Annotated in this window: 26 protein-coding genes; 14 read left to right on the forward strand and 12 right to left on the reverse strand. The window is 38.3% G+C overall.

Annotation, left to right across the window (positions count from 1 at the left end; translation table 11 throughout):
• Positions 1-78: 78 nt before the first annotated feature.
• The gene (locus EHR07_RS13095) at positions 79-411 is read right to left on the reverse strand and encodes a hypothetical protein (protein ID WP_208739857.1); all 333 of its coding nucleotides are present in this window, start codon (positions 409-411) and stop codon (positions 79-81) included.
• 136 nt (positions 412-547) lie between these two features.
• On the opposite strand from EHR07_RS13095, the gene EHR07_RS13100 reads away from it, so the two are divergent.
• Positions 548-1,000 carry a P-loop nucleotide/nucleoside kinase family protein gene (locus EHR07_RS13100; protein WP_208739792.1) on the forward strand — a complete coding sequence of 151 codons (453 nt, stop codon included), beginning with the start codon at positions 548-550 and terminating at the stop codon, positions 998-1,000.
• 127 nt (positions 1,001-1,127) lie between these two features.
• Here EHR07_RS13100 and EHR07_RS13105 read toward each other — a convergent pair whose 3' ends face one another.
• The 4 genes from EHR07_RS13105 to EHR07_RS13120 form a co-directional block, all read right to left on the reverse strand.
• Entirely contained in the window at positions 1,128-1,499 is a 372-nt protein-coding gene (locus tag EHR07_RS13105; RefSeq protein WP_135745480.1) for a type II toxin-antitoxin system VapC family toxin, read from the reverse strand.
• Positions 1,496-1,702: an AbrB/MazE/SpoVT family DNA-binding domain-containing protein gene (locus EHR07_RS13110; RefSeq protein WP_135745481.1), complete on the reverse strand. Its 207-nt coding sequence runs from the start codon at positions 1,700-1,702 to the stop codon at positions 1,496-1,498. Before EHR07_RS13110 ends, EHR07_RS13105 begins: the two co-directional genes overlap by 4 nt.
• Before the next feature lie 207 nt (positions 1,703-1,909).
• Entirely contained in the window at positions 1,910-2,173 is a 264-nt protein-coding gene (locus tag EHR07_RS13115; RefSeq protein ID WP_039928132.1) for an RNA recognition motif domain-containing protein, read from the reverse strand.
• A 254-nt stretch (positions 2,174-2,427) separates the two neighbouring features.
• A complete protein-coding gene (locus EHR07_RS13120) occupies positions 2,428-2,919 on the reverse strand; it encodes an FKBP-type peptidyl-prolyl cis-trans isomerase (RefSeq protein ID WP_004785810.1) in 492 nt (163 codons plus the stop codon).
• A 93-nt stretch (positions 2,920-3,012) separates the two neighbouring features.
• Here EHR07_RS13120 and EHR07_RS13125 point away from each other — a divergent pair, with 93 nt between their 5' ends.
• Positions 3,013-4,689, forward strand: coding sequence for a Na/Pi cotransporter family protein (locus EHR07_RS13125; RefSeq protein ID WP_135745482.1), 1,677 nt, complete (start codon positions 3,013-3,015; stop codon positions 4,687-4,689).
• A gap of 14 nt (positions 4,690-4,703) precedes the next feature.
• On the opposite strand, the gene EHR07_RS13130 is transcribed toward EHR07_RS13125, so the two are convergent.
• Entirely contained in the window at positions 4,704-6,680 is a 1,977-nt protein-coding gene (locus EHR07_RS13130) for a 7TM diverse intracellular signaling domain-containing protein (RefSeq protein WP_135745483.1), read from the reverse strand.
• Positions 6,681-6,747: 67 nt separating this feature from the next.
• Positions 6,748-7,074, reverse strand: a complete 327-nt coding sequence (locus EHR07_RS13135; RefSeq protein WP_135745484.1) for an LB_289 family protein — start codon at positions 7,072-7,074, stop codon at positions 6,748-6,750.
• Positions 7,075-7,286: 212 nt separating this feature from the next.
• Here EHR07_RS13135 and EHR07_RS13140 point away from each other — a divergent pair, with 212 nt between their 5' ends.
• From EHR07_RS13140 to EHR07_RS13175, 8 genes are all read left to right on the forward strand, one after another.
• On the forward strand, positions 7,287-7,664 hold the full coding sequence (locus EHR07_RS13140; protein WP_238735535.1) for an LIC_11090 family protein: 378 nt from the start codon (positions 7,287-7,289) through the stop codon (positions 7,662-7,664).
• An 86-nt stretch (positions 7,665-7,750) separates the two neighbouring features.
• Entirely contained in the window at positions 7,751-8,596 is an 846-nt protein-coding gene (locus tag EHR07_RS13145; protein WP_135745486.1) for an MbnP family copper-binding protein, read from the forward strand.
• Positions 8,597-8,654: 58 nt separating this feature from the next.
• A complete protein-coding gene (locus EHR07_RS13150; protein WP_135745487.1) occupies positions 8,655-9,854 on the forward strand; it encodes an MbnH family di-heme enzyme in 1,200 nt (399 codons plus the stop codon).
• Positions 9,854-10,747: a hypothetical protein gene (locus EHR07_RS13155; RefSeq protein ID WP_135745488.1), complete on the forward strand. Its 894-nt coding sequence runs from the start codon at positions 9,854-9,856 to the stop codon at positions 10,745-10,747. Before EHR07_RS13150 ends, EHR07_RS13155 begins: the two co-directional genes overlap by 1 nt.
• Complete coding sequence (locus EHR07_RS13160; protein WP_135745489.1) at positions 10,744-11,655, forward strand: LIC11086 family outer membrane transporter; 912 nt, start codon at positions 10,744-10,746, stop codon at positions 11,653-11,655. The genes EHR07_RS13155 and EHR07_RS13160 overlap by 4 nt, the downstream gene beginning before the upstream one ends.
• Positions 11,656-11,719: 64 nt before the next feature.
• Complete coding sequence (gene ccrA / locus EHR07_RS13165) at positions 11,720-12,967, forward strand: crotonyl-CoA carboxylase/reductase (protein ID WP_135573362.1); 1,248 nt, start codon at positions 11,720-11,722, stop codon at positions 12,965-12,967.
• 175 nt (positions 12,968-13,142) lie between these two features.
• Complete coding sequence (locus EHR07_RS13170) at positions 13,143-13,574, forward strand: VOC family protein (protein WP_135745490.1); 432 nt, start codon at positions 13,143-13,145, stop codon at positions 13,572-13,574.
• 52 nt (positions 13,575-13,626) lie between these two features.
• Positions 13,627-14,637: a zinc-dependent alcohol dehydrogenase family protein gene (locus EHR07_RS13175; protein ID WP_135745491.1), complete on the forward strand. Its 1,011-nt coding sequence runs from the start codon at positions 13,627-13,629 to the stop codon at positions 14,635-14,637.
• On the opposite strand, the gene EHR07_RS13180 is transcribed toward EHR07_RS13175, so the two are convergent.
• The 3 genes from EHR07_RS13180 to EHR07_RS13190 all read right to left on the reverse strand — a co-directional run bounded on the left by EHR07_RS13180 (position 14,605) and on the right by EHR07_RS13190 (position 16,293).
• Positions 14,605-15,018: a DUF2721 domain-containing protein gene (locus tag EHR07_RS13180; protein ID WP_135745492.1), complete on the reverse strand. Its 414-nt coding sequence runs from the start codon at positions 15,016-15,018 to the stop codon at positions 14,605-14,607. The genes EHR07_RS13175 and EHR07_RS13180 overlap by 33 nt on opposite strands.
• Positions 15,019-15,020: 2 nt before the next feature.
• Positions 15,021-15,986, reverse strand: a complete 966-nt coding sequence (locus EHR07_RS13185) for a fumarylacetoacetate hydrolase family protein (RefSeq protein ID WP_135745493.1) — start codon at positions 15,984-15,986, stop codon at positions 15,021-15,023.
• A gap of 85 nt (positions 15,987-16,071) precedes the next feature.
• Positions 16,072-16,293 carry a DUF1858 domain-containing protein gene (locus EHR07_RS13190; RefSeq protein ID WP_100789227.1) on the reverse strand — a complete coding sequence of 74 codons (222 nt, stop codon included), beginning with the start codon at positions 16,291-16,293 and terminating at the stop codon, positions 16,072-16,074.
• A gap of 64 nt (positions 16,294-16,357) precedes the next feature.
• Between EHR07_RS13190 and EHR07_RS13195 the strand changes: the two genes are divergently transcribed.
• Both EHR07_RS13195 and EHR07_RS13200 read left to right on the forward strand, forming a co-directional pair.
• Complete coding sequence (locus tag EHR07_RS13195; RefSeq protein ID WP_135746288.1) at positions 16,358-16,756, forward strand: 6-pyruvoyl trahydropterin synthase family protein; 399 nt, start codon at positions 16,358-16,360, stop codon at positions 16,754-16,756.
• A gap of 387 nt (positions 16,757-17,143) precedes the next feature.
• A complete protein-coding gene (locus EHR07_RS13200) occupies positions 17,144-18,949 on the forward strand; it encodes a PAS domain S-box protein (protein ID WP_135745494.1) in 1,806 nt (601 codons plus the stop codon).
• A 29-nt stretch (positions 18,950-18,978) separates the two neighbouring features.
• On the opposite strand, the gene EHR07_RS13205 is transcribed toward EHR07_RS13200, so the two are convergent.
• The gene (locus EHR07_RS13205) at positions 18,979-19,596 is read right to left on the reverse strand and encodes a TetR family transcriptional regulator (RefSeq protein ID WP_135745495.1); all 618 of its coding nucleotides are present in this window, start codon (positions 19,594-19,596) and stop codon (positions 18,979-18,981) included.
• A 150-nt stretch (positions 19,597-19,746) separates the two neighbouring features.
• Here EHR07_RS13205 and EHR07_RS13210 point away from each other — a divergent pair, with 150 nt between their 5' ends.
• Positions 19,747-20,832: a flavin reductase family protein gene (locus EHR07_RS13210; RefSeq protein WP_135745496.1), complete on the forward strand. Its 1,086-nt coding sequence runs from the start codon at positions 19,747-19,749 to the stop codon at positions 20,830-20,832.
• Between the two features lie 59 nt (positions 20,833-20,891).
• Positions 20,892-22,073, forward strand: coding sequence for a fatty acid desaturase family protein (locus EHR07_RS13215; RefSeq protein WP_135745497.1), 1,182 nt, complete (start codon positions 20,892-20,894; stop codon positions 22,071-22,073).
• A gap of 98 nt (positions 22,074-22,171) precedes the next feature.
• On the opposite strand, the gene EHR07_RS13220 is transcribed toward EHR07_RS13215, so the two are convergent.
• Positions 22,172-23,878 (reverse strand): acyl-CoA dehydrogenase family protein, encoded by a 1,707-nt coding sequence (locus EHR07_RS13220; protein WP_135745498.1) that lies wholly within the window; start codon positions 23,876-23,878, stop codon positions 22,172-22,174.
• Between the last annotated feature and the right edge of the window lie 200 nt (positions 23,879-24,078).

The following is a 24,078-nucleotide window of genomic DNA, read 5'->3' on the forward strand; positions in this document are numbered from 1 at the left end:
TCGAAAAAGAAAAAGGTGGGAATGAAAAAATGATACTCTCCCGCATCTGATGCAACGGGAGAGTTATGATTTAGAAAATTAAAACGGTTGGTAGAAGGCTAGGTAAGCTGCGGCAAGTCCCAAAAGTGGGAATACAAACCAAAGGATTTTGGCAAATTTTTCTTTTTTAGAAGCCATTGCCAATAGTCCACCAAACGCAAGCCAGATGACGATTTTCAAAATTACCCAAACTGGAAGTGCGGAATGTGAAATTCCTCGGAACTTCATGAGTCCAAACCCTGCAACGATTAAAAGTAAAAGTCCAACACCATGAAAAATGGCTGCCGCAGTTTTGAATTTGTTTTCCGATTTTTTTCCCCCATTGATGGTGTAGAGGGTGATACCGCCGAGGGATAAAAATAAAAGATACATTCCGAAAATATGAATGAGTTTATATGCTTCGTATGACACAAAAGTCTCCTTGTTTCTGCTCTATTCTTTCAGATAGAATCATTCTAGGCTAGATTTTTCTCTTTCCCTACGAGGAAAAAGAACTAGGATTTGGAAAATGGAACCCAAAAATTTGTCGAACTCTGAAAAAAATCACACCTCAAGTGAGACAGCCAAAACACTACTTGCTTTAAGAGGAATTCCCGGTTCCGGAAAATCAAGTTTAGCAAAATCCATTTCCTTCACCAACGGAGCACCTATTTATTCTATTGATTCTTATTTTGAAGATGAAGCCGGTGAATATCATTTTGATTATCAAAAAAACCATTTAGCATATAAAGACTGCGAAGCCAAAACCAAACAAGCACTGGAACTCGGTGTCCCTTTTGTGATTGTGGACAATACATTTACTTTAGATTGGGAACTAGAACCTTACATTAGTTTGGCGAAAGAATTTGGATATAGACTTTTTGTTGTCACAGTCGAGAATCGACATGGCGGAAAGAATACACATCAGATTCCAGAAGATCAAATCGAGAAGATGAAAGGAAAATATAAGTTGGTATTGTAGGAAAGGATTGGAAAATAAGAACGATTTTTCTAATTTATAGATGAAGTTTGCTAAGATGGAAAAATTAAAACTAGAGAAATGTGGCGATTGAAAATACGTTTTTTCGGACTATTCTGACTTTAACTTTCTATTTATCGAAAAACTTAACCCCTGCTAGACCCCTGAAATCATTGTCTTGAGTCCAAAGTGTTGCTTTATTTAATTGGGCTGTTGCATAAATAATGCTATCTGCCATCGGAATTGACTTTTCTACACTGATCTTTGCAGCATAAATAGAAATTCTCGAATCCAAATTGATCACCGTACCGAGTTGCATATGGGCTACAATTTTAAGAGCAAGGTCTTCACCCTTTTCTTTATAAACTTTATTGAAAATTTCAAATAAAGACAAACTTGGAACAATTAAGGTTTCCGTTTTTTCAATGGCTTCAGAAAATAAATTCGCTCGATTCGTGCCACCGAAATACTCTAACCATCCGGAAGAATCAACTACATTCAAATTCGATCTCCATCACGATTTAATTTACTGTCCATACCGGCTAAAGAACCTTTCAATTTTTTAATTGGTTCAATAGGGATTAACTCCATTCGATTTCCAAAAGTTATCATTTCGAGTTTCATACCAGCTTTAACACCGATTTGTTCACGAATTTCTTTTGGAATGACCACTTGAAATTTTGGTGAGACTGTCACTTTTCCCATATCGATACCTCTTTCGTAATACTAGATGAAGATCGATCAATTGTCAACGAGATAAGGTAAAGAAAGGTGAATGATTTTATTTGGAGTCTATTCGGATTGTCTGAGTTTTGGACGTGAGTTTGGTAGGAAGTTAAATTCAAAAAACGAAAAAGGCAAAAAAAAACCGCCACTTAAACAAAGTTAAGCGACGGTTTTTAACAAACTAGATTATCTCCAGTTGTTAGTTTTAGGTTTTGCGATGTTTACTTTCATCTCACGGTTAAGAACGTTTTTTCCGTTAAGATCTTTGATCGCGTTATCAGCTTCTTTTCCATCTTTCATTTCGATGAAACCGAAACCTTTAGAACGACCAGAATACTGGTCAGTGATGATTTTTGCAGAAGTTACTGCTCCGTGTGCTCCGAAAAGCTCACTGAGTTTACCTTCAGTCATATCGTAAGAGAGGTTGCCAACGTAAATGTTTACTGACATAGTTTTTGTCCTGTTTGTTAAAGTTGACTCGGGAATTCTAGATTTACAATCGTCGGGACCCTAAAAGGGATTTTGGGTAAGAACTCCAGAAAAATGCAGGGAAAAACTTGGGAAAGCTACCAGCGTGCAAGCTTGAAAGGACTACTTCGGCGGTGAAAATCAACAATACTCTGAATCTTCTGTCAGTGTAATTACCCTTTCTAAAAAAAGCAATCTGAAAGAAGACCCAGAGAGAAAATTGCGAAAAAGGATTTCTAGTGGTGGTGGTGTCCGCCTGGACCGTGCACGTGACCGTGTTGTAATTCTTCTTCCGTGGCTTCACGAATGGATTTAATCGTGACAGCGAAGTGGAGGGTTTCTCCGGCTAACGGGTGATTGCCGTTCAGTATGACATCGGCGTCACGAACCTCTTGTAAATATAGAACCATTCTACCTTCGGGAGTGTCCGTTTGGAATTCCATTCCCACTTCTAACTCTGCTTCTGGAGGGAGTTCTGTTTTGGGGACTTGAAAGATAAGAGCTTCGTTATATGTCCCATAACCATCTTCAGGTGGTACAGTCACATTTTTAGAATCTCCGTTCACTAATCCTTCTAGTTCTTTCTCCAAACCGGGAATGATGTTCTGCCAGCCGTGGAGGTATAATAGTGGTTCGTCTGATTGGTCCAGAGTTTCTCCCTGGGCGTTCTTTAGGTGATAGGAAAATCCTACAACCATTCCTTTGCTGATGGTTTTTGACATATTCATTACATTCTACCAATGGAAAAAAATACTGCAACCGAATAAAAGGTTGGTACCAAATTGTAATCAAAGAAATTGAACCTTGGAAATATTACATCTATGAATTGGTCACTACTCATTCAAGTTTTAGGTGGGCTCGGAATTTTCATCTACGGGATGAAATTACTAAGTGAGTCCTTACAACGCGTGGCGGGAGATAGGCTTCGTTCCTTTCTTTCGTCTATGACGAGAAACAGAGTCTCTGCTGTGTTCAGCGGACTATTTATTACATCTACAATACAATCTAGTTCGGCAACCACCGTTCTTGTGGTTGGTTTTGTAAACGCTGGTTTAATTTCTCTTGCCCAGGCCATCGGTGTGATTATGGGAGCCAATATTGGAACCACCATCACGGCATGGATTGTATCTTTTTTAGGTTTTAAGTTCAATATTGCATCGTTTGCTTTGCCAGCTGTGGCAGCAGGGGTGATCTTAAACTTTTCAAGAAAAGAAAGCAGATCTGGTTGGGGAAGTTTCCTAATTGGATTTGGATTTTTGTTTTTAGGATTGGATTATTTAAAATCATCAGTTCCTGATAGTGCCAAAGACCCTGAAAGTTTTCTCTTTTTACAACAATACACAAATATGGGATTCAACACCATATTGTTGTTTGTATTGATTGGTGCCTTACTAACGATTGTGATTCAATCCTCTTCTGCTTCCACAACCATTACCATTACACTCGCGTTCTCTGGTTACATCCCGATTGATGCGGCTTATGGTATGATCCTTGGGGAAAATATTGGAACCACTATCACAGCTAACCTTGCGGCCATTCCGGGAAATCGAAATGCTAAAAAAGCCGCGCTGGCGCATACGATGTTCAATGTGTTCGGTGTGGTTTGGGCACTCCTCTTTTTCAAACTGTTTACAGGAATCGTAGATGATTTGATTCCTGGAGATCCACTGACAGATAAAGAATCTACTAGATTCCATATTTCCTTGTTTCATACAATGTTTAACATTACAAATACGTTAATCCTTATTTGGTTTGTGAATACAATCTCGAAAGTGGTGAGTGCCATTGTAGACGGCCTCGCCTCCAAAACAGGAAAAGACAAAGATTCCATTCGGTTATTACAAGCTGGTGCTGTAAAAACAACAGAACTAGCGATGGTGGAACTTGTGGAGTTCACGAAAAAAATCATTCGTGATACTTATGATTTCCTAAGGTTAACAGAACAAATTTTGTTACAACCTTATGATGCTGCCCGTGTCCTTCAGGTATTAAAAAAAGAAGAAGAGTTGGACCAAGTTCGTACAGAAGTTCTCACTTACTTAAACCAAATCCAAGAAACTGGGATTACCGGAAACTATGCAAAAGACGTTTTAGGAATTATGGAAAGGGTGAAGGCAGTGGAAGAAATGGGTGATAACTTTGCCTCAATTGCAAGAAAAATGAGAAAATCTCACCGCCAAAAAGTTTCTTTGGACAAAACGTTCGGTAATTCCGTAAAAGAACAAATGGATTTACTCAAACACCACTACGACATTTTGCTCGTGAACTTGGATCAAAGTGAAACTTTTGATATCCTTGGTAACCCACAAATTCGTAACCAAAGCCGTGAGTATCGTTTCCAAATGATTCGTTCCATAAAAAAGAACGATTCTAAAGTGAAGAAGAAAAAGTATCAGAAAAAAGATAATTTGATGCCAGCTCTACTTTACCGTGATGTGTCTCGTAACTTGGACAATATTTCCAGACTATTGAATGCGGCAATTTATGCGGACGTTTAGTCCGCCTAATTTGATTAAGTAATTTCAAATAGAATCAATGTTATATCATCGTCTGCGGGACCTTCTTTGTTCCGTAGGCGAATGTGTTCATCAATCCCACCATACAAAGATTCCACTGACTCTGCTTTTCTTGTGAGTAACCACTGGAGCAGTTCCTCTTCTCCCGAATCTCCATTTTCCCACAAATCCCAAATCCCATCGGTAAAAAGTAAAATTTTATCTCCGGTTGCGAGTTTGTAAGTTTCCTCTGGATATTGTACTTCTTTTGCATATCCGATGAGTTTTCCTTTGGGACGGATCACTTCAATCGATGTGGACTGTTCGTTGAACTTGTATAAGGCGGGGTGTCCGGCATTGGCTACTTTTAATAGTTTTTGTTCCAAATCGATAAAGATCGCACTGGCAGTTAAAAATTGATTTTTATAATTACCAACAAGAGAAACATTGATACTCTCCAAAACCTTTCCTGGTTTATTGGCAAAGGCCAAGGTTTGCATATAAGCAATTTTTAACATGGCAGCTTCAATGGCTGCAGGTACACCGTGTCCGGTCACATCGGCAATGAGTCCACAAATTTGGTGTTTGCCGTAAACGGTTAGGTCATAAAAATCTCCACCCACCAATGAGGCAGGGAAATATCCTGTTTTGATGATGAGGCCTGGGAATTTAGGAAGAACCTGTGGCAAAGTGGACTCTTGTAGTTTTTGAGCTAATTTTAGCTCTTTTCCATAGGCGATTAACTTCTGTTTGTTGATTTCTGCTTTGAGTTGGATTTTGTCTTTTTCTTTGCGAACCACGGAAATTCGATCACCCAAACCAAATGCCATCAGTAATACTTCGATAGCAGTTCCTATTTGAAAGGCATTTTCGGTAAAAACATTCACAGGAAGAAAACCCATGTACCTGAGAACGGTAGCAAGTCCGCCAACAATCACAAAGAAAAACCCAAAAAAATAAAATCTAGCAGGTGGGAATTTTTTTATGTAAGCAATGTAAAAAGAGACTACTAAAGCAAAAAAAGCGAGTAAAAACGAAAATAGATCTCCTGTTTTATTCATCAATCGATAGGGAAAAAATGGCAAAAGGCAAAAACTAACAATCGGGATGATACTCAGTGCTATAAACCATTTGTAAATGAAAGGAGAGTTTTCCTTTAAATTCATAAAGGTGATACTTAGGGGAAAACAGGAGATTAAAAAAAGAAAGTAAAGTGGATTGTGTATATGATAAACTAACTCAGGTGAGGACGGAAAAAAAAGTGCAGGAAACAATCCTTGCATAGAAAATTGAAATAAAATTGCGGATAAAAATAAGTACAAAACATAAAAAATATAAGCTTTATCCCGAACCATAAAATATACAAAAAGATTGTATAAAGTCATCACACCCACAATTCCGAAATAAAAACCTTGTAATAAGGTATCCAAAGAAACAAAACTATCAAAATCTTTTTCTTCTGCGACCATGAGTGGGACAGACATCGAACTATCTGTTTTGACACCTACGTAATAAGTGACTGTTTCATCCGGCAAAAGGTCAGTTCCATAACTGAATCCCCTGTAATCTCTTTCTCTATTTCTAAAAGGATAGAGTCTACCTTGAGTATTTTCTGAGATTTCACCTGATTCTCGTAAGGCGAAAAATTTAACCTCATCCAGTAATGGGTATTTTATATAAGTAATGATTCGATTGTAATGGTTTTTATCATTTTGAATCACAAAACAAAACCAATATTGTTTGTCAGTGTTTCCAAAATTCGGAATTACACCGGCTGATTTTTCTGTACGAAAAGTTTGGAAGTGGTTTGTCACTTTTGATAGAGATTGAAGGGAAGGCTTTGTCGAAAAGTAAGTGAGGTGCTGGGATAGGTCAAAAGTTTTCCCTTGGAAGGAAGAGAGTGCAACTGGAGTGGTGTTGGGGCAATTTTTAGGGTCAGCAAATACGTTTGTTTGAAAGAGACATAACAGAATGAAGGTGAGTATCCGTTTCATACAGGAAGGTCACAAGTATAAGACGAAGACCTTCCTTTGTAAATCTGTTTGTAGTGGAAAAAAGGAATTAAGCAGTGACTGCAGGAATTCCTGCAAGGATACGAAGTGAGTCGTAAGCCTTCTCTTTTTGTTCTACTTTGGTTTTATTGACAGCCTTGCGTATGATTACGTCCCACTGTTTTTCTGGATGTTCCATTTTCATGTTTTCCAGAAGTTCCAAAATGTTTTCGTCATCGGATGCATTAAAAATCTCATCCGAATCATAACGAAACATTCCAAATAGGGAGTCAATGTAATCCCCTACGCTCATGGCCTCTTTTTGACCTGGTAGGATCTTCTTCTTTTCTGCCTTTCGCAGTTCTCTTTCCCTGCGTTCTAGTTCCGTACGTTTCATCTGATGGCCTCTAGCTCGTTTGCATTGGTTCCAATACCATGTTTTCAAAGGCCAGGAGGGGGGACACTAAATTTGTCCAAAAATGGCTCGATTTTTGGGTTGGGTGACCAAAGATGGGGTGGATGCTCTTTAGACGGTGGATTGCGGGTAGTTTGGCTCTTTTCCTCTGTACCCAATTCCTATTTTTAGGGAGTGGGTTGCTAGGCTATTGTGTGGAGTCTGCATCAAAAATTTGTCAGTGTAACCATGGATCCAAAAAGGAAAAACATGGGAACACGGAAGACCAACTTTTTTCCGAAGACAAGGAAACCTCGGTCGCAGTCACTTCTTCTCACGATCACCAATCCTCCGCTCATGAGACTCTCAAACCTAGTTGTCATGATGCAAAAGCAGGAGAGGCCCATCTCTGTTCTTGTAAAAAACAAAAAAAAGATGCAGTTTCATTGAGAATGCATCACCAAACAATGGATCGACCAAGCTTAACAAACATATTGGTTCCATCTTCTGATATCATTTATACAATGACTGAGTCTCCTTCCGTTCTTCTGGATGGAAAAATCCCCACTTTACTAAGACCACCTCGTATCTAAGTTCTGAACTGAAAGTTGATCCAAACAGTAGGTTTTTGTATCTACTGTAATTAAAGAAAAACAGTAATTTAGAATATTAGGTATTTATGAATTTATTTAAAACATTTATTATTTCCATATTGGTAACAGGATTTATATCCTGTAATCCAAATTCCAAATCCGATGACACGGATACTTTGACACTTTTAGCATTGGCATGGCCTCAACCTGTGAGTTTAGAATTTGAAGCTTTAGCAAATGGGCAAAAGATTACTTCTGGTTCCAATACACTTGCAGATGCTCGTACGGTTCGATTTAGTGATTTCCGATTGTTTATATCGGAAATTAAGCTTATACGTGCAGATGGATCAACTTCAGAAGTATCTTTTGCGACGGACAATGTTTGGCAATCCAACGGAGTGGCTCTTGTGGATTTAGAAACTTCTAAAACAACGGAAACCAATACGAAGGTATTGGGTACTGTTGCTCCTGGAACCTATACAGGAATCCAATTTACTGTCGGAGTTCCTGAAGCATTAAACCATTTAGATAAAAATGTACAACCAGCACCACTTAATGTTAGTTCTATGTATTGGGCTTGGACCAGTGGATACAAACATGCAAATATTGAGTTTAGTTATAAAAACGACGGAACTGAGTATACTTTATTGCATCTTGGATCAACTAATTGTAGTGGTGCACCAAACTATGGAAATTGTACAAAAAAATTCCGTACTTCAGTGCAGCTTACTGGTCAGATTAATCCAGGAAATCAGAAAATTTCTTTGGATGTAGATAAACTGTTAACTGGTCATACCTATGGGAATATGGGTATGTGTATGCCTGGTGATGCTGCTGCAACATGTCAACCTCTAATCAGAGCATTTGGATTGAATGATACTAATGGTGCTGCAGATGGAACCTATACACAAAGGATCTTTAGTTTAAAGTAAAATTGAAAGGGTTAGTATCATACAATACTAACCCTTTAAGTGATTAAGGATATTAATTATGAAATTTTTTCATCCCACCGTTTTCTTTTTGGTAAGTTTTTTCATTAGCTGTAATGTCCTGCCATTTCAGAAAAAAGAAAAAAACAATGATATGTTGTTGATAGCTCTTGGAATTTTGGCTAATGGTTCTGACTGGGTTTGGGATTTACCTCCCGGTTTTCCAGTACCAAATGTTCCTGCGGACAATCCTATGTCCAAATCCAAAGTCGAACTAGGTAGACATTTATTTTATGAAAAGAAATTGTCAGGAAATGGAACTATGGCTTGTAGCAGTTGCCATTTTCAATCTTTGGCATTTGCTGATGGAAAGGATTTTCCCAGTGGGATTACAAACCAAGCCCATCCAAGAAACGCCCAACATCTTTCTAACGTCGCGTATATGCCAAGGCTTACTTGGAGTAATCCAAAAATGACAAGTTTGGAATTACAAGCACGTGCTCCTATGTTTGGTGAATCACCTGTGGAGCTTGGACTACAGAATAATAATTTTTTAAGTGCCTTGGCTTCCAATCCCATTTACCAACCTATGTTTGAACGTGCTTTTGGTGGTTCCGGAATTACCGAACAAAATGTACGTTATGCCCTTGCTAGTTTCCAAAGATCGATGATTTCTGGAAATTCCAAGTACGACCAATACACTTTTAGGAATAACAAATCCGCATTAAACGCTTCAGAAATAAGGGGACTCAATTTATTTAATGGGGAAGTGGCAGAATGTTTTCATTGTCATGGAGGGTTTAACTTTACTGACACTTCCTTTCATGGGGGAGCCAAGGAAGAATTCTTTTATCATAGTAATGGAATCCATACGGATGCCTATTATGCTGGATTAGCAAGCAATAAACGCGGGTTATTCGATTTGACTGGTGTGGCATCCGATACAGGAAAGTTTCGAGCCCCATCTTTACGAAATATTGGTGTTACCTATCCTTATATGCATGATGGATCTTTTATGTGTGATAATGCAAACAATCCGAATATCACCGCCGGAAAAACAAAGGTGGATTGTGCCAGGGATGCACTGACGAAAGTTGTAGACCATTATCGTTCGGGGGGGCAAGCCCATAGTGGAAAAGATGGGGCACTCATTCGGGCCTTTCCGATCTCTGATTCACAAAGAGACGATATGGTAAATTTTCTTTTAGCACTGACCGATGATGAGTTTTTATCGAATCCCAAGTTTGCGAGTCCCTTTTGATGAAATCTTTATTCAGTCGTTACACTCTAATATCTGGTTTATTCCTTTTTTTCACTCATTGCACTTTTGGTTCGGTGGGTGATAGTAACAAAGACAAACTGGCGATTTTGCAGAATTTGATCTTTTTTAACAACAACCAAACGATTCCCATTGGAACCAATCTTCGCAGTTATGATGACCAAGCAGATGATAATCTAAATCAGTTTAGTTTAACAAGTAATGCCGTGGGTTACAATATCACCATCCAAAGTAGTACCTATATAAATTGGGAAACGGGAACTTACCGCATCAATCCTCCTAACCAAGTTTTAGGTGTGTCTACTTCTGGTTCGGAAAAAAGTTCGAATGCCATAGCAAAAACTCATACACCGTATACAGTGCCTCTCGATTTGCCGGCGGATGATTTGTACGGAAAGTCGTATCCTTTTTTATCAGCGGGAACAGTTTCTAATATTACAACGAGCAATAGCACAACGGAAACAGGTGCTAGTTTTCTTTATCCAAACACAAGGGTTTCGAGTATGCCATTAGGAGTGGTAGCGGTAGCGAATGTAAGTTGGGAAGAGATTTATATTCGGATGGATGTGGGAGGAAAGGATGTTACGATTCTACTTCCGCAAGGAATTAAATCCATCACTCCTAAATGCAAAATCCCAATCAAACCGGAAAGATCTGGAAATATAGAAATTCTAATCTCTCTTTCTTCCCTTTTTCAAGATCGGACAGTGTCCGGAACACCTCTACGGTTTTTACAACAATTGTCACTAGTAGCGGGGCCCGTGGTCATTTCCAAAGTTTCGAATGTGACTTTATACAATATCCTTCAACAAAATCTCCAAGCAGAAGATATCGTTTTTAGTTTTCCTGGTTGTTTCCCTGGAGTGGAACGATGAAACATAGTTTTTTAATTTTATTTTTTCTATTCATTTTCGCAGAATCAATATATTCGCATCACACTGGTTCGTCGGATAGTCCCAATGCCACAGCAAGATTTGTGGATCCATTTACGGGAAAGAGGGAAAAACCAACTAACTATTTGGTGGTGACACAAGATTATTATCAATCGACTCGTGAAAATAGTCATCTCTTTACGACAACAGCCTTTGCTGAAATGAATTTTTATGACGGGAGATTTGCACTCAATGCTTCTGTCCCTTGGAACTATTACCAACAAAGAGGAAGAGAAGATGCGGCAAGGATTGGCAAAACCTATCTTGGTTTTAAATACCAACCATTCTTTGATTTGGATAAACCTTACTTTTTTGTGATTGAAGGTTCCGTAGGTTTTCCAAGTGGACCGGATACAGACCGGTTTACAGGAGGAAATTATTATACAGGTACTGGGTTTATTAAACTTGGGTATTTGTATGAAAAGTGGTCCTTTGTGACTAAGATTGGTGGACTGGCTCCACTCTCACGTCCCCAACCAAACAACTTACAAGACAATGATGGTATCCCTTATTATTTTAGAAAACTTTCAGCATCACCTCCAGAGCCGGAGTATGAGTTCAAAAAAACAACTCTCATTTCTGGTTATGTGACTTATTATTTGATGCCAGAAATTTCACTCTTTACGGGGCTTTTGTATCGCAATCCTTACAACGGTGTTGATTATTCAAAAGTAAAAGATAAATTGAATCCATCCTACTTTACCGAAGCAAGTGCTGGATTTTCTTGGAATTTTTCTGAGAAATACAATATGAGTTTGGCTTATCGATACCCATTACAGAGAGATCGTGAGTATCGACTCTACCAATCTGCCTGGACATTTGCCTTCTCGATGGAGTGGGGAAGCGATTGACATCTGACGCCTTTTTTAAAACGTTCTAAGAAACTCTATAAATTTTATTCGTAAAAGGTAATCTATGAGCAACGTAGAAATCGTACCAGTAGGGGAACTACCTCCTATTGGAGTTGTGCCCAAAAAAATGCACGCGCAGGTCATTCGCCCGGAACGTTACGGCGAGCCGAAAACTTCTTTCCAATCAGAAGTCATTGATGTTCCGGAGATCGGTCCGAACGAAGTTCTCGTTGCGACCATGGCAGCCGGAGTGAACTATAACAACGTTTGGGCGGCACTTGGCTATCCTGTTGATGTAATTGCAGCTCGTAACAAAAAAGGCGAACCCGAAAAATTCCACATCGGCGGATCGGATGCTTCCGGTATTGTCTATAAAGTTGGATCTGAAGTTAAGAATGTAAAAGTGGGTGACGAAGTTGTTGTTCACTGCGCGATGTGGGATCCAAAAGATCCGTGGGTTCTTTCTGGTAAAGATCCAATGTATGCGCCTTCCCAAATCATTTGGGGATATGAATCCAACTGGGGTTCATTTGCACAGTTCTGCAAAGTACAAGATCACCAATGCCTTCCTCGACCACAACACCTAACATGGGAAGCATCCGCTGCTTATATGTTAGTTGCTGCAACCGCATACAGAATGTTACACCATTGGAAACCAAATGATGTAAAACCTGGGGATGTGGTTCTGATTTGGGGTGGTGCCGGTGGACTTGGTGCTATGGCAATCCAAATTGTAAAAGCAGCTGGTGGTATTCCCATCGCAGTTGTTTCATCCGATGATAAAATTGATTTTTGTAAAAATTTAGGTGCTGCTGGTGTGATCAACCGTAACAAGTTCAAACATTGGGGTGGACTTACTTCTGATATCAACAAACCAGAAGCATTTGTGGAATGGACTAAACAAGCTCGTGAATTTGGAAAAGCGATTTGGGACATTGCTGGTAAAGGTAAAAATCCACAAATCGTATTTGAACATCCGGGTGAAACTACCCTTCCTACTTCTGTATTTGTTTGTGAAACAGGTGGTATGGTTGTGATTTGCGCGGGAACCACTGGTTTTAATGCAACAGCTGACTTACGTTATCTGTGGATGAGACAAAAACGTCTGCAAGGTTCTCACTTCGCAAACGACGACAACTGTCGTGACCTCAACCAATTGGTGATTGATAAAAAAGTGGATCCAGTTTTAGCACAAACTTTTACTTTCGATCAAACAGGTGAATGCCACCAATTGATGAGAGAAAACAAACACCCAGCAGGAAACATGTCAATCCTCGTTGGTGCAAAAACTACAGGACTTGGAAAGAAGTAATTCTTTCCGGGTGAGTATTTAGGTACAAGTCCCCGCCCTATTGAGACTGGGTGGGGTTATCCACCCGCCACCCAATGGCTCCATTTACCATAAAACTTTCGTTTTGTGAATCCATTTCCCTATTTCTCATTTTTTATTTTCTAAAAGTTCATGTTTTAACAAAAGGAATTCGTTTATGTATCCTCGAATCAATTTAATCACACTTGGCGTTTCTGATTTACAACGTTCCATAAATTTTTATGAAAAGGGACTTGGTTGGAAACGATCGGAAGAAAGTAATGAAAATATTGCTTTTTTCCAATTAGGAGCCGTCGTTTTTGCTTTGTTTGGTGAAAAAGCATTGGCTGAGGATATTGGAATTCCTTTTCAGAAACGACAAGAGTTTTCAGGAATCACTTTGGCTCAAAACCAAACAAGTGAAGCAGAAGTTGATGCCGTAATCAACAAAGTGCGCTCGTTAGGTGCAACCATTCTCAAAGAACCTCAAAAAGTTTTTTGGGGAGGATATAGCGGATATTTTAAAGACTTTGAAGGTCATATTTTTGAAGTAGCTTACAATCCTTTTTTCCCTTTGAATGAAAAAGGTGAAATTATACTAAATAAATAGTTCGTATAACTATTGTTATGTTTATTTATTAGGAAAGAAAATAGGGGAAGGTATGAAACAAGCTCAAATCCAAAGTTTTGGTCTGGATCATTTAAAAATTGTAGAGGTTTCGGAACCGGCAAAACCAAACCCAACTGAAGTTCTGGTTCGAATGCGGGCAGCTTCGTTAAACTACAGAGATTCTTTAGTAGTGGAAGGCAAATACAATCCTAAATTTCCACTTCCTTTGGTACCTTGTAGTGATGGTGCAGGCGAGGTTGTTGCGATTGGTTCAGAAGTAAACGAATGGAAAGTGGGCGATCGAGTTCTACTCACATTCGCACCTAAGTGGATTTCAAAAGAAGCAACCCATTCAGAAATGCGTCATACTATCGGTGGCCCCCTTCCTGGCACCTTACGCGAGTTTGCTTTAGTTCCGGAAACGGGACTTGTCCGAATTCCTTCTCATTTGTCTTATGAAGAAGCCGCTACTTTACCTTGTGCGGCCCTCACTGCTTGGTCTGGATTATTTCAGTTTAGCCAGTTGAAACCTGGTGAATTTGTCGTTGTACAAGGAACAGGTGGAGTCTCTATTTTTGCATTGCAGTTTGCAAAGTTGGTAGGTGCCAAAGTCATCCTTACTTCCTCCAGTAGTGAAAAACTAGAACGTGGAAAAGAGTTAGGAGCTGATTACTTAATCAATTATAAGGAAACTCTGGAGTGGGGAAAGGAAGTTCGTAGGATCACCGAAAAAGTGGGAGCAGATCATATCATTGAAGTGGGTGGGGCGGGAACCTTAGAACAATCCATTGCCGCCTGTAGACCGTTTGGTGTGATTCATTTGATAGGAATTCTCGCAGGAAAATCAGGTGAACTCAATTTACTTCCCGCAGTGATGAACAATTTAAAAATTCAAGGTTTGGTGGTCGGAGGGAGAAAAGCCTTTATCGAAATGAACCAAGCAATCGAATCTTCGGGTCTGCGCCCAATTATAGACAAAGTATTTTCATTGGAAGAATCTGCAGATGCGATACGATATTTACGATCGGGATCACATTTTGGAAAGATTGTCATTCGTATTTAAAATCGAATTTCTTTCTAAGTCTAAGGCGATCACTGATAAATGGATTTCTATCAATGCTAGAATCAGTGATACTACCATAAAAAGTAGTGAAGAGGCAAATAGAATCCAAGCCACAATATTATAAAATGGGATCATTCCCATTGAACAAGTACATAAGATCAAACTAAAGATTCCTGCACTTTGTGCGTATAGGATCAAAGAAATACGAAATCGTAAGTTATGAATTTGTTTTTTTAAAATTTCGGATTTAGATTTCTCATATTCGGATAAAAGTTGTCTGGAAAGTTTTGCCAGTCCAAAAAAGCGATTGGTGTAAGCGAGCATCAGCAAAGAAATTGCAGGAAATAATAAACCAGGTATACTGTAAGTTAGGTTGTCCATTTCTATGATCCTTGTTTCACTTGAAGGATTTGTTCTCCCAAATCTAACTTTCCGTCAGATGTACGAATGTTTGCTTTGATTTCATCTCCAGGCTGTAAATATTCGTTTCGTTTTTTTTGTCCCTCGATAAAAACTTTCCATTTTTTGTGTTCAGGAAGAAAACTTGCGAATATTTGTTTTAGTTTTCCTGGAGCTTTCAGCGCACAACCGGATGGTGTTCCAGTTAACAGAATATCACCCACTTGGATCTTTGCGAATTCGGAAAGTTCGGCGATAGTTTCTTTCGGCGGATACACCATTTGGGTGGCTTTTGCTGACTGTCGTAACTGGCCATTGACAGTGAGGTTCAATTCTAACAAAGGAATCTTTTCAAAATCATTTGGCTCTAAAACAGAAAGAATGGGGCCCGCCGGAAAAAAGGTTCGGTAAGATTTACCTTTATACCATTGTAATTGGGGAAGTTGGATGTCTCTTGCTGAAATATCATTAGCAATAAATAGAGCCGCAATATATTCTTCTGGTTTGTAAGAATCTAAATGGAGAGTGGAATTGATTTCTTTTCCAAATACAATTCCTAATTCAATTTCATAATCCAAAAGTTCTACATATTTAGGTCGGATCACATCTCCGATTGCAGTTGTGATCGATACGTCAGATTTAGTAAAAAATAAGTTATATGTTTTTGATTTCGGATTGAGACCAGCTTCTAACGAATGTTTTGTGTAATTGGCACCTTGGCAAATGATTTGGCAAGGTGCGGTGATTGGTGACAAAATAGTAATTTTGTTTTTAGAAATCCTTTTTTGCGATTGAATATTTGTAGGAGTTTTGATTCTTTTTTTTTGAAGACCAACTAACAAATTCTTGGTAGTTATATCACCAATATGTAAAGGTAAAACTTCTTCATTAACGATCAATCCCCAATCAACTTGGTTTTTATATTGAAAACGTACAAAATTTTTTGCCATCGTAGACCTACGAATTTCAGTTTGAGGTGGGAAAGAAGACACAGGGGCCGTAGGCGGCCCTTGTAGTAGAGTGAAGAACTAGAACTTATTCTTCAGCGAAAAGGTTGTTCAGTGAGTCAATAAGAGTGTCTACTTCGACACCATAACCCATACAAACTTGTTCAATCGTTTCTACTTCGTTAATAGAGCAATGTGAACATCCACCTAAATGGTAGCTGGAGAAAACAAGCCCTGCTTCTGGATGGATGGCGATCGCTTCGCCCACAGTCATTTCTTTAAAAAAGCGCGGTTTTGTTGTTTCAGTCATCTTAAGAACCCCAAGGAAGGAAATTACTATACAAATATTGGACTATGCTCTATTCGTCAATGGAATGTTTACCCAAGAAAACGGGAAATTTTATGTCCGGATCGAGGGGCGGTTTGAGTCGGCCCATTTTCTCTACCAGTATTTTGCCGATGGCTCCGATGAGCCCATCCACGGCCATTCCTGGAAGGTAGAGGTATTTTTAGAGGGAAATACGAACATTCGTCCAGATGGAATCTCTTACGATTTTTTAACAGCACGCACCAAACTAATGGAACTGGTTCACTCCATCGACCACATTCTCATCAACGACCACCCAGATTTTAAAGGAATCAACCCTACCTCGGAAAATGTAGCACGTTGGTTTTATTCCGGATTGAAAGAGGATGTAAAATCCTCAGAAGGAAGAATCAGACGGATCGTCATACACGAAGGTCCAGAAAATCTAGCTTACTTTGAGCCTTAATTTTAAATTTCATCGAATGAGTTTATAACATGAGTTAGTGACTATTCCTCAGTTTTTACCTACCTTTTGGGAATTGCTTATACTCTGAAAAATATGTTTTAAATTGTGGTCCGGACTTCTTGCGAGTTCAATTTGAAAAAAGAACGTTTGATATAAAAAAATCCGTAGTCTGGAATCTTACGTGATAATTATGTCAACGAACAGCAGTTTGTGCGTAAAAATCGACATAATCTAAAGTTTAACTGGTTTTTAGAAACGGAGACCTGACATTCGTTCAACATTTACCTATAAATTTTATTGCAAGAGTTTTTGTTTTTTTCATGAAATTTAAAACTCATAATCGATTGCATTTCTATCGGCTACTTATGAAGATCGATAGAACCCTCTATGCCGCTAACGGAACTCAAACAAAGTTTAGGTCATATTCTTTTGGTAGAAGATGAAGCTATACTTGCGATCTCCCAATCGGAATTTTTGAAAAATAAAGGGTATTCTGTTCAGTATGTTTCCAATTCCACTGATGCTTACGATTACATTACTGCAGGTGAAAAATTCGATTTAATCTTAATGGATATTAATTTATCTGATGGTTTGGATGGAATCCAATTAGCAGAAAAGATTCTATCTTACCGTGAAATCCCTATCCTTTTTGTCAGTGGTTATTCTGATAATAAAATATTAGATAGAGTATGTAAAATAAAACACTACGGTTATGTTCCGAAAGTATCAAGTCCAGAAATAGTTGAATGTATGATTCGGTCTGCATTACAACTCTATAGAGCAGAACAAACATTAGCTTTCAGAGAAAAAGAACTTCGTATCACTTTTGAAGCAATGGGTGATGGAGTCATTGTTCTTTCACAAGAAGGATTCATTCGAGAGATCAACCATAAAGCTTTGGATATGTTGGGTTATAACAAAGCCGATTTAATGGAAAAGGATCTTAACTCATTTTTATATTTAGTGCATGCTGATGCAAGGACAAGGGTCTCTTATCCATTTTTAACTTCCGAGGTTGAACTCCTTCAGACAGAACGTCGAAATGATTTGATTATCATTTCTCGCTCTGGTCGCGAAACGCATGTTACAGAAACTGTGTCACCTATTTTGGATGCTGATAAAAAATTAAACGGTATCGTAATTGTTTTTAGAGAAACACCAAACAAGCCTGTTATGGTACCTCCAAAAGATGGGGAAAGTCTTTATGCAAAGGTTTTCCAACTAAGCCCGATTGCAATGGCTATCTCAACAGTAAAAGATGGTACTTATTTGGATTTAAATTCCGCAATGGAAACTATCTTTCAATTTGATAAGGCAAAAGTAGTAGGTAAAAAAACTAACGAATTCAAAGCATGGAGCAATCCAGAACAAAACGAAAAACTAAACAGAATCTATAAAGAAAAAGGCAGAATGTCAGGAGAAAGGATGTCTGTGGAACACACTGACGGAAACAAGTATGAAGTCCTTGTGTTTAGTCAGGCCTTTGAAATCGCTGGTGAACGTTTCATTTTGTGGATTAACTTAGATGTAACTAAGATCCTCGATATAGAAAACAGATTAGCGAAGTCTTTAGAAGAAAAAGATGTACTCTTAAAAGAACTACAACATAGAGTTAAAAACACCCTTGCGATCATTTCAGGGCTTTTGAATTTAGAATCCTTTAAGGTTGAGAATGAAGTCGCCAAACAGTCGTTTTTAAATGCTCAATCTCGTATCATGTCAATGTCAAAGGTTTATGAAAACCTTTACCAATCTGAAGACTTGGAGTCTGTTGATTTAAGAAAATATATCGAAGACTTGGTATTTAGCCTACATGATATTTTTGTACTGAATCCCACAAAAATACGATTCGATGTAAAGTTGGACAACATTCGATTGGACCTAAAACGAACCTTACCACTTGGATTGATTTTAAACGAACTATTAACCAACGCATTGAAATATGCTTATCCGAATGAAAAAGCTGGTGAAATTCGAATTCATTTATCTTGTTCGAATGAAAACATTATATTATCTGTTGGGGATGATGGTGAAGGATTACCTGATTCTGTGAATATAGAAAAAGGAAACCATTTCGGTTACGAGTTGATTCGTAGTTTGACCTCCCAACTCAAAGGAGTATTTTCATCCGTTTCCAAAAAAGGAGAAGGACTAAATATAATGATTTCTTTTCCTCATAACAACAAGGACTAAAACACTTAAATCGTTTTCGTTTACCGACTTTATCTTCGTTTTCTACCTCGAATTGTACCAATAAAAACTAATCGCACTTGTTTGATCGTTTGGAGTTTTAGTTTTCTCATTTCCGTATGTGCCTCCGGGGAAAGATCCAAAAAATCGGAAGCCATTTGAAAACAAATACTCACGATCAATTCGGAAGCAAATTGGATATCGTCCACAGGAATGGTTTTTGGCATTCGCATATCCTTTGCTAATTCTGTGGCTATGGATTTCATGGATTCCCTGATTTTCTCTCGAATCTTTTGGTTTCCTCCCGTTCTTTCCCGGGCGATAAAACGAAAAAGAGAGCGGTTATTGGAAACGTAGTCAAAGAAAAACCCAATGGTTAGCCTTAAGGCCGATTTGTAAGCTCCTTTGTTTCTGGCATCCCCTACGATGGCTTGGATTTTCCCCCCGCAGTCATCCACAAGGGACAAACCCAGTTCCTCCATATTTTTAAAATGACGGTAGAAGGCAGCCGGTACAATCCCCGCTTCTCCAGCCACTTCCCGGAGGCTTAGGTCTCCCAATCCTTTTTCTTCTCCCATCAGCCGCAAAGCACCTTCTAGCAGGTTACTGTGGGTGCGGAGCTTCTGGGCATATCGTTTGTTCAATTTCATGGGTTGAATTCAGTAAACGATTGTTCACTTTTTTTCAAAAAGCAAGAATTAAAACGCCGTTTTAGGGTTGACTTACTTAACGACGTAAATTAACACTATTAGATATCTTTGTGAACGACTGTTCACTTAAATGCGAAATATGAGGCGAAAATGAAAACATTTCCTTTTATCTACAACGAACCCAAGGAATTTTTGGCATTCCTCCAGTTGAAAGACTGGGCTGATTTCCTTCTGGGTGAAATCAATCCGAGATTTTCGGTCACAACCATCAAAGCAAAAGTGGTAGAAGTTCACCAAGAAACCGCGGATGCTAAAACTATCATTTTAAAACCCAACTGGCTTTGGAAAGGTTTTGTTTCCGGCCAACATGTTCCCGTCACTTTAGAAATTGCGGGAAGAAGGGTCACAAGATTTTATTCTTTATCCTCGGCACCAAACAGTAAGTATATTTCCATAACCGTGAAACGTCAGTCAGGCGGACTTGTTTCTAACTTTATCAATCAAAACATCAAAAAAGGTGATTTGTTGGAACTTGGAAAACCATCTGGCGAGTTCGTTCTTCCAAAAACAGTACCTTCTAAATTTTTATTTTTAGCAGGTGGAAGTGGAATCACTCCTATCCACTCCATACTTAAACAACTTCAATCAATGAAATACAATGGTAAAGCAACACTTCTTTACTTTGTTAGGTCCTTTGAAGATATCATCTTACGTTCTTCGTTAGAACAAATTGCAAAAGAAACTGGTTGGTTAGAGATTCGTTATATTTTTTCTGATGTTCCTAAAGAAGGTTACGACTCAGGTTTTTTGACTAAAGAAATTTTAGAGAAGTATACAGATGATTTAAAATCCTATTCTGTTTATGTATGTGGTCCTGGACCCATGCAAACAAAAGCTCTTTCTCTTTTAGAAGGAAATGAAGTGAAGTCCGAGTTATTTATGTTACCAGGTCAAGCTTCCCTAAAAGTGAAAAAAACAGGAACAGTGGATGTGTTTCTTTCATTGAGTCATAAAACCATTCAAGTGAAAGGGGAACGATCTTTATTAGAAGAATTGGAAGACCAAGGAATCTATCCGCAAAGTGGATGTAGGATGGGAATTTGCCATACTTGTGTTTGCAAAAAATCTGCAGGTTCTGTTACGGATTTATCAAAAGGCGAAGTATCGGGGTTAGGTGAACAAAATATTCAGATTTGTATTTCCCGTGCTGAATCAAATTTGGAATTAGAACTTTAGAACTTATACATTAAAAACAAAGAAGATTGAAATAAACGAATTAATCATAGGGAAAAATAATGAAAACGATTAGCAAAAAATTAAACAAAGAAGAAATCGAAGCATTTGGGAATGAAGTAGAAGCCTTGCGAGAAGAAGTAATGGCAAAGGTTGGAAAGGAAGATGCAGATCATATCCGTTTCATCTATAAAACATATCGTTATACTGAAATTTTGGGTCGTGGTCTCATTCATTTTAGCTTTGAACCAATATCATTTGTAGCAGGAACTTTGTTACTTTCCTTTTCTAAAATCATCAATAATATGGAACTTGGTCATAATGTCCTTCATGGACAGTATGATTGGATGAATGATCCACGTTTTAATTCAAAAACTTTTGAATGGGATATTGTTTGTGATGCGCACCAGTGGAAATTTTACCACAACTATATGCATCATACCTATACTAACGTTTTAAATAAAGACCATGACTATGGTTATAATTTTACACGTTTGACTGAAGGACAAAAGTGGAAACCTGTTCACCTAACGCAGCCTTTTACAAATTTGTTTCTTGCTATGAACTTTCAATGGGGAATTGGCGCACATGGATTCCGCGTTGAACACTTGGAAATTCCCAAAAAACAAAGAAATAAAAGAACCTTAAAAGATTTTAAGAGAGTCTTTTTTAAGAAAATTGAAGTACAGGTTGTAAAGGATTACTTACTGTTTCCATTACTTGCAGGACTTAATTTTCCAAAAATCATTTTAGGAAATATGATTGCGAATTTAATTCGTAACCTTTGGACCTATGCAGTGATATTCTGTGGTCACTTTACTGAAAATGCTGAATCCTTTTCTACCGAAGAAATTGCCGGTGAAACGAAAGCACAGTGGTATTTGAGACAACTAAAGGGTTCATCTAACTTAGATGGCAGTAAGTTTTTTTATACCATGACTGGTCACTTAAGTCACCAAATAGAACACCATATGTTCCCAGGTATGCCGGCAATACGTTACCGTGAAGTAGCTCCTCGTTTGAAAGAAATTTGTGCTAAGTATGGCCAACACTACAATACAGGAAGTTTTGTGAAACAGTTTGGTTCTGTATGGAAACGAATCGTTGCTTATTCTTTTCCTGATTCAGTTGCTGGGAAGTTAATGGGAAATAAAAAAGTTTATTTGGAACCAAAACCTATGGTAACACAACCCAGTTTTCAAGTTTCTCTACCTATGGAAGAGAAATCAATTACTCTCACTTAACCTGAACAATTTTGGGTTTTCCACTGGCGCATTGTGGAAAATCCATCCCTTTCCTTTCTTACGGGTCCTCATTTACGAGGACCCTTTTTTTTGTTTTTTTAACACAGTTTGATTTTGTTAGCAGTTAGAATTGCTAAACTATCGGTATGAAATTCTTTACACCACTGGCTGCGTAATTCCTTTCTTTGTACTGATTTATTTTTTGCTCTTTCCATTAAGTATCCAACGACAACTCTGGCTGCGGACTCTACTACTTCAAAACTATATGCTTCTTTTCTTTGTTGGTCTTCTATTGCTTTATATGTTTCCACAATGGATTCAAAAAGATTTCGAATTTCCCCAAGTTTGGAATTGGACTCTGAACCTTTGGCTAAATGATCTAAATACGTTCGAAAAGTACCAGTCGCACTCATACCCGATGTAATTCCACCAATGGCTGCGTTGACTTGTATTTGTGTGGTACCATCATAGATATTGGTGATTCTGGCATCTCTGTAAAGTCTTGAGAGATCATAATCTTCAGTATATCCAGCACCACCTAATACTTGTAAGCCGTCATACACTAAATCATTACACATTTCGGAGTTATAGTATTTGGAAATTGGAGTGAGTGTGTTTGCTACCTTCTCCCAAAATTTCCCACTTTTAGATTCTTCGGCTGTCGTTGTCCGACCATCTTCATACCAATAGTATTTATCAACGGAGTAGGCTGCTTCTACCATGAGGCAACGCATTCCAGCCAGCTCTCTTTCCATTCGGTCCAAAATACGACGTACTGCAGGAATTTCATAAATGGGTTTTCCGAATTGAATTCTTTCTTTAGCGTATTTGAGAGCTTCTTCATAAGCCGCTGTGACAATTCCTGTTCCTTGGGAAGAGACACTAAGACGGGCTCCATTGAGCATTCCCATTACGTATTTCACAAGTCCGAATCCTTCTTTGCCGACTAAATGACCTTCGCTATTTTCAAAAACAGTTTCGCATGTTGCTGATGCTTTGATCCCAAGTTTCTTTTCAATTCCTTGGACGGTGTAATTTTTATTTTCTACGATGAAGAATGATAGTCCTCTGGCCCCACTTTCCTGGGTTCCTGTTCTTGCCAGTGTGAGTGTAATTCCAGGGCTTCCATTGATTCCGCAAGCCACAGTTTGAAATCGTTTGGTTCCGTTCAGATACCATTTATCGTCTTTTTTAATAGCCTTTGTTGTGATATTGGGAAGGTCAGATCCAAAGTCTGGTTCAGAAAGCCCCATGGTAACTGTGTAATTTCCTGAGATCAATTTCGGAATCCATTCCTCTTTCATTTCATCAGTGGCACAAACTTCTAAGATGGAAGCAAGTCCCATACTTCCTACAGCAATTGTGATGGAACTATCAGATCTATACATTAACTCAGCGATGATTGCTTTGATGATGCTTGGTGTACCGAGTCCACCGTATTTTCTTTTGAAAGCAGCAGGACCAAGACCTGCATCATGGTACATTTTGATTACATCTACCATCTCTTGAGGATGGATTACATTTCCATTTTCAAATTTTAGTCCTTTGGAATCCACCACTCCGGCAACTTGCGAAACATACATACCGCTAATTTCACCGCAAGATTTTAGAATTTCTTCATAAAATGATTTCGCCTCATCTACATTAGATGGTGCATATTCCAATCTGGGATTATTGTTTTCTGCATATAATTTGGAATCTGAGTAATTATTTTCGTAAAGGGGAACAATTTCATTCCAATCAATTAAATCGTAAAAGTGTTCCTTTAGGTCTTCGTTAGTTTGAAAGTAGTTGCTTTGAATCATATAATTTCCTTTTGGATTAAAAGATAAATTTTAGGAATGCTAGGCGATTAAAAAAAATCGTATAACAAAAAAAATGGAAGACTTTGGATTGAGGTGAACCAATCGGTATATTTTTTTATTTAGAGAAAAAACTGAAACAAAAGTGAACGTGGTAACAATATTCCCTCGTACCCAAATCTTGGAAATTCGATGAGAAATTA

This window comes from Leptospira bandrabouensis (assembly GCF_004770905.1).
Taxonomy (GTDB): Bacteria; Spirochaetota; Leptospiria; order Leptospirales; family Leptospiraceae; genus Leptospira_A; species Leptospira_A bandrabouensis.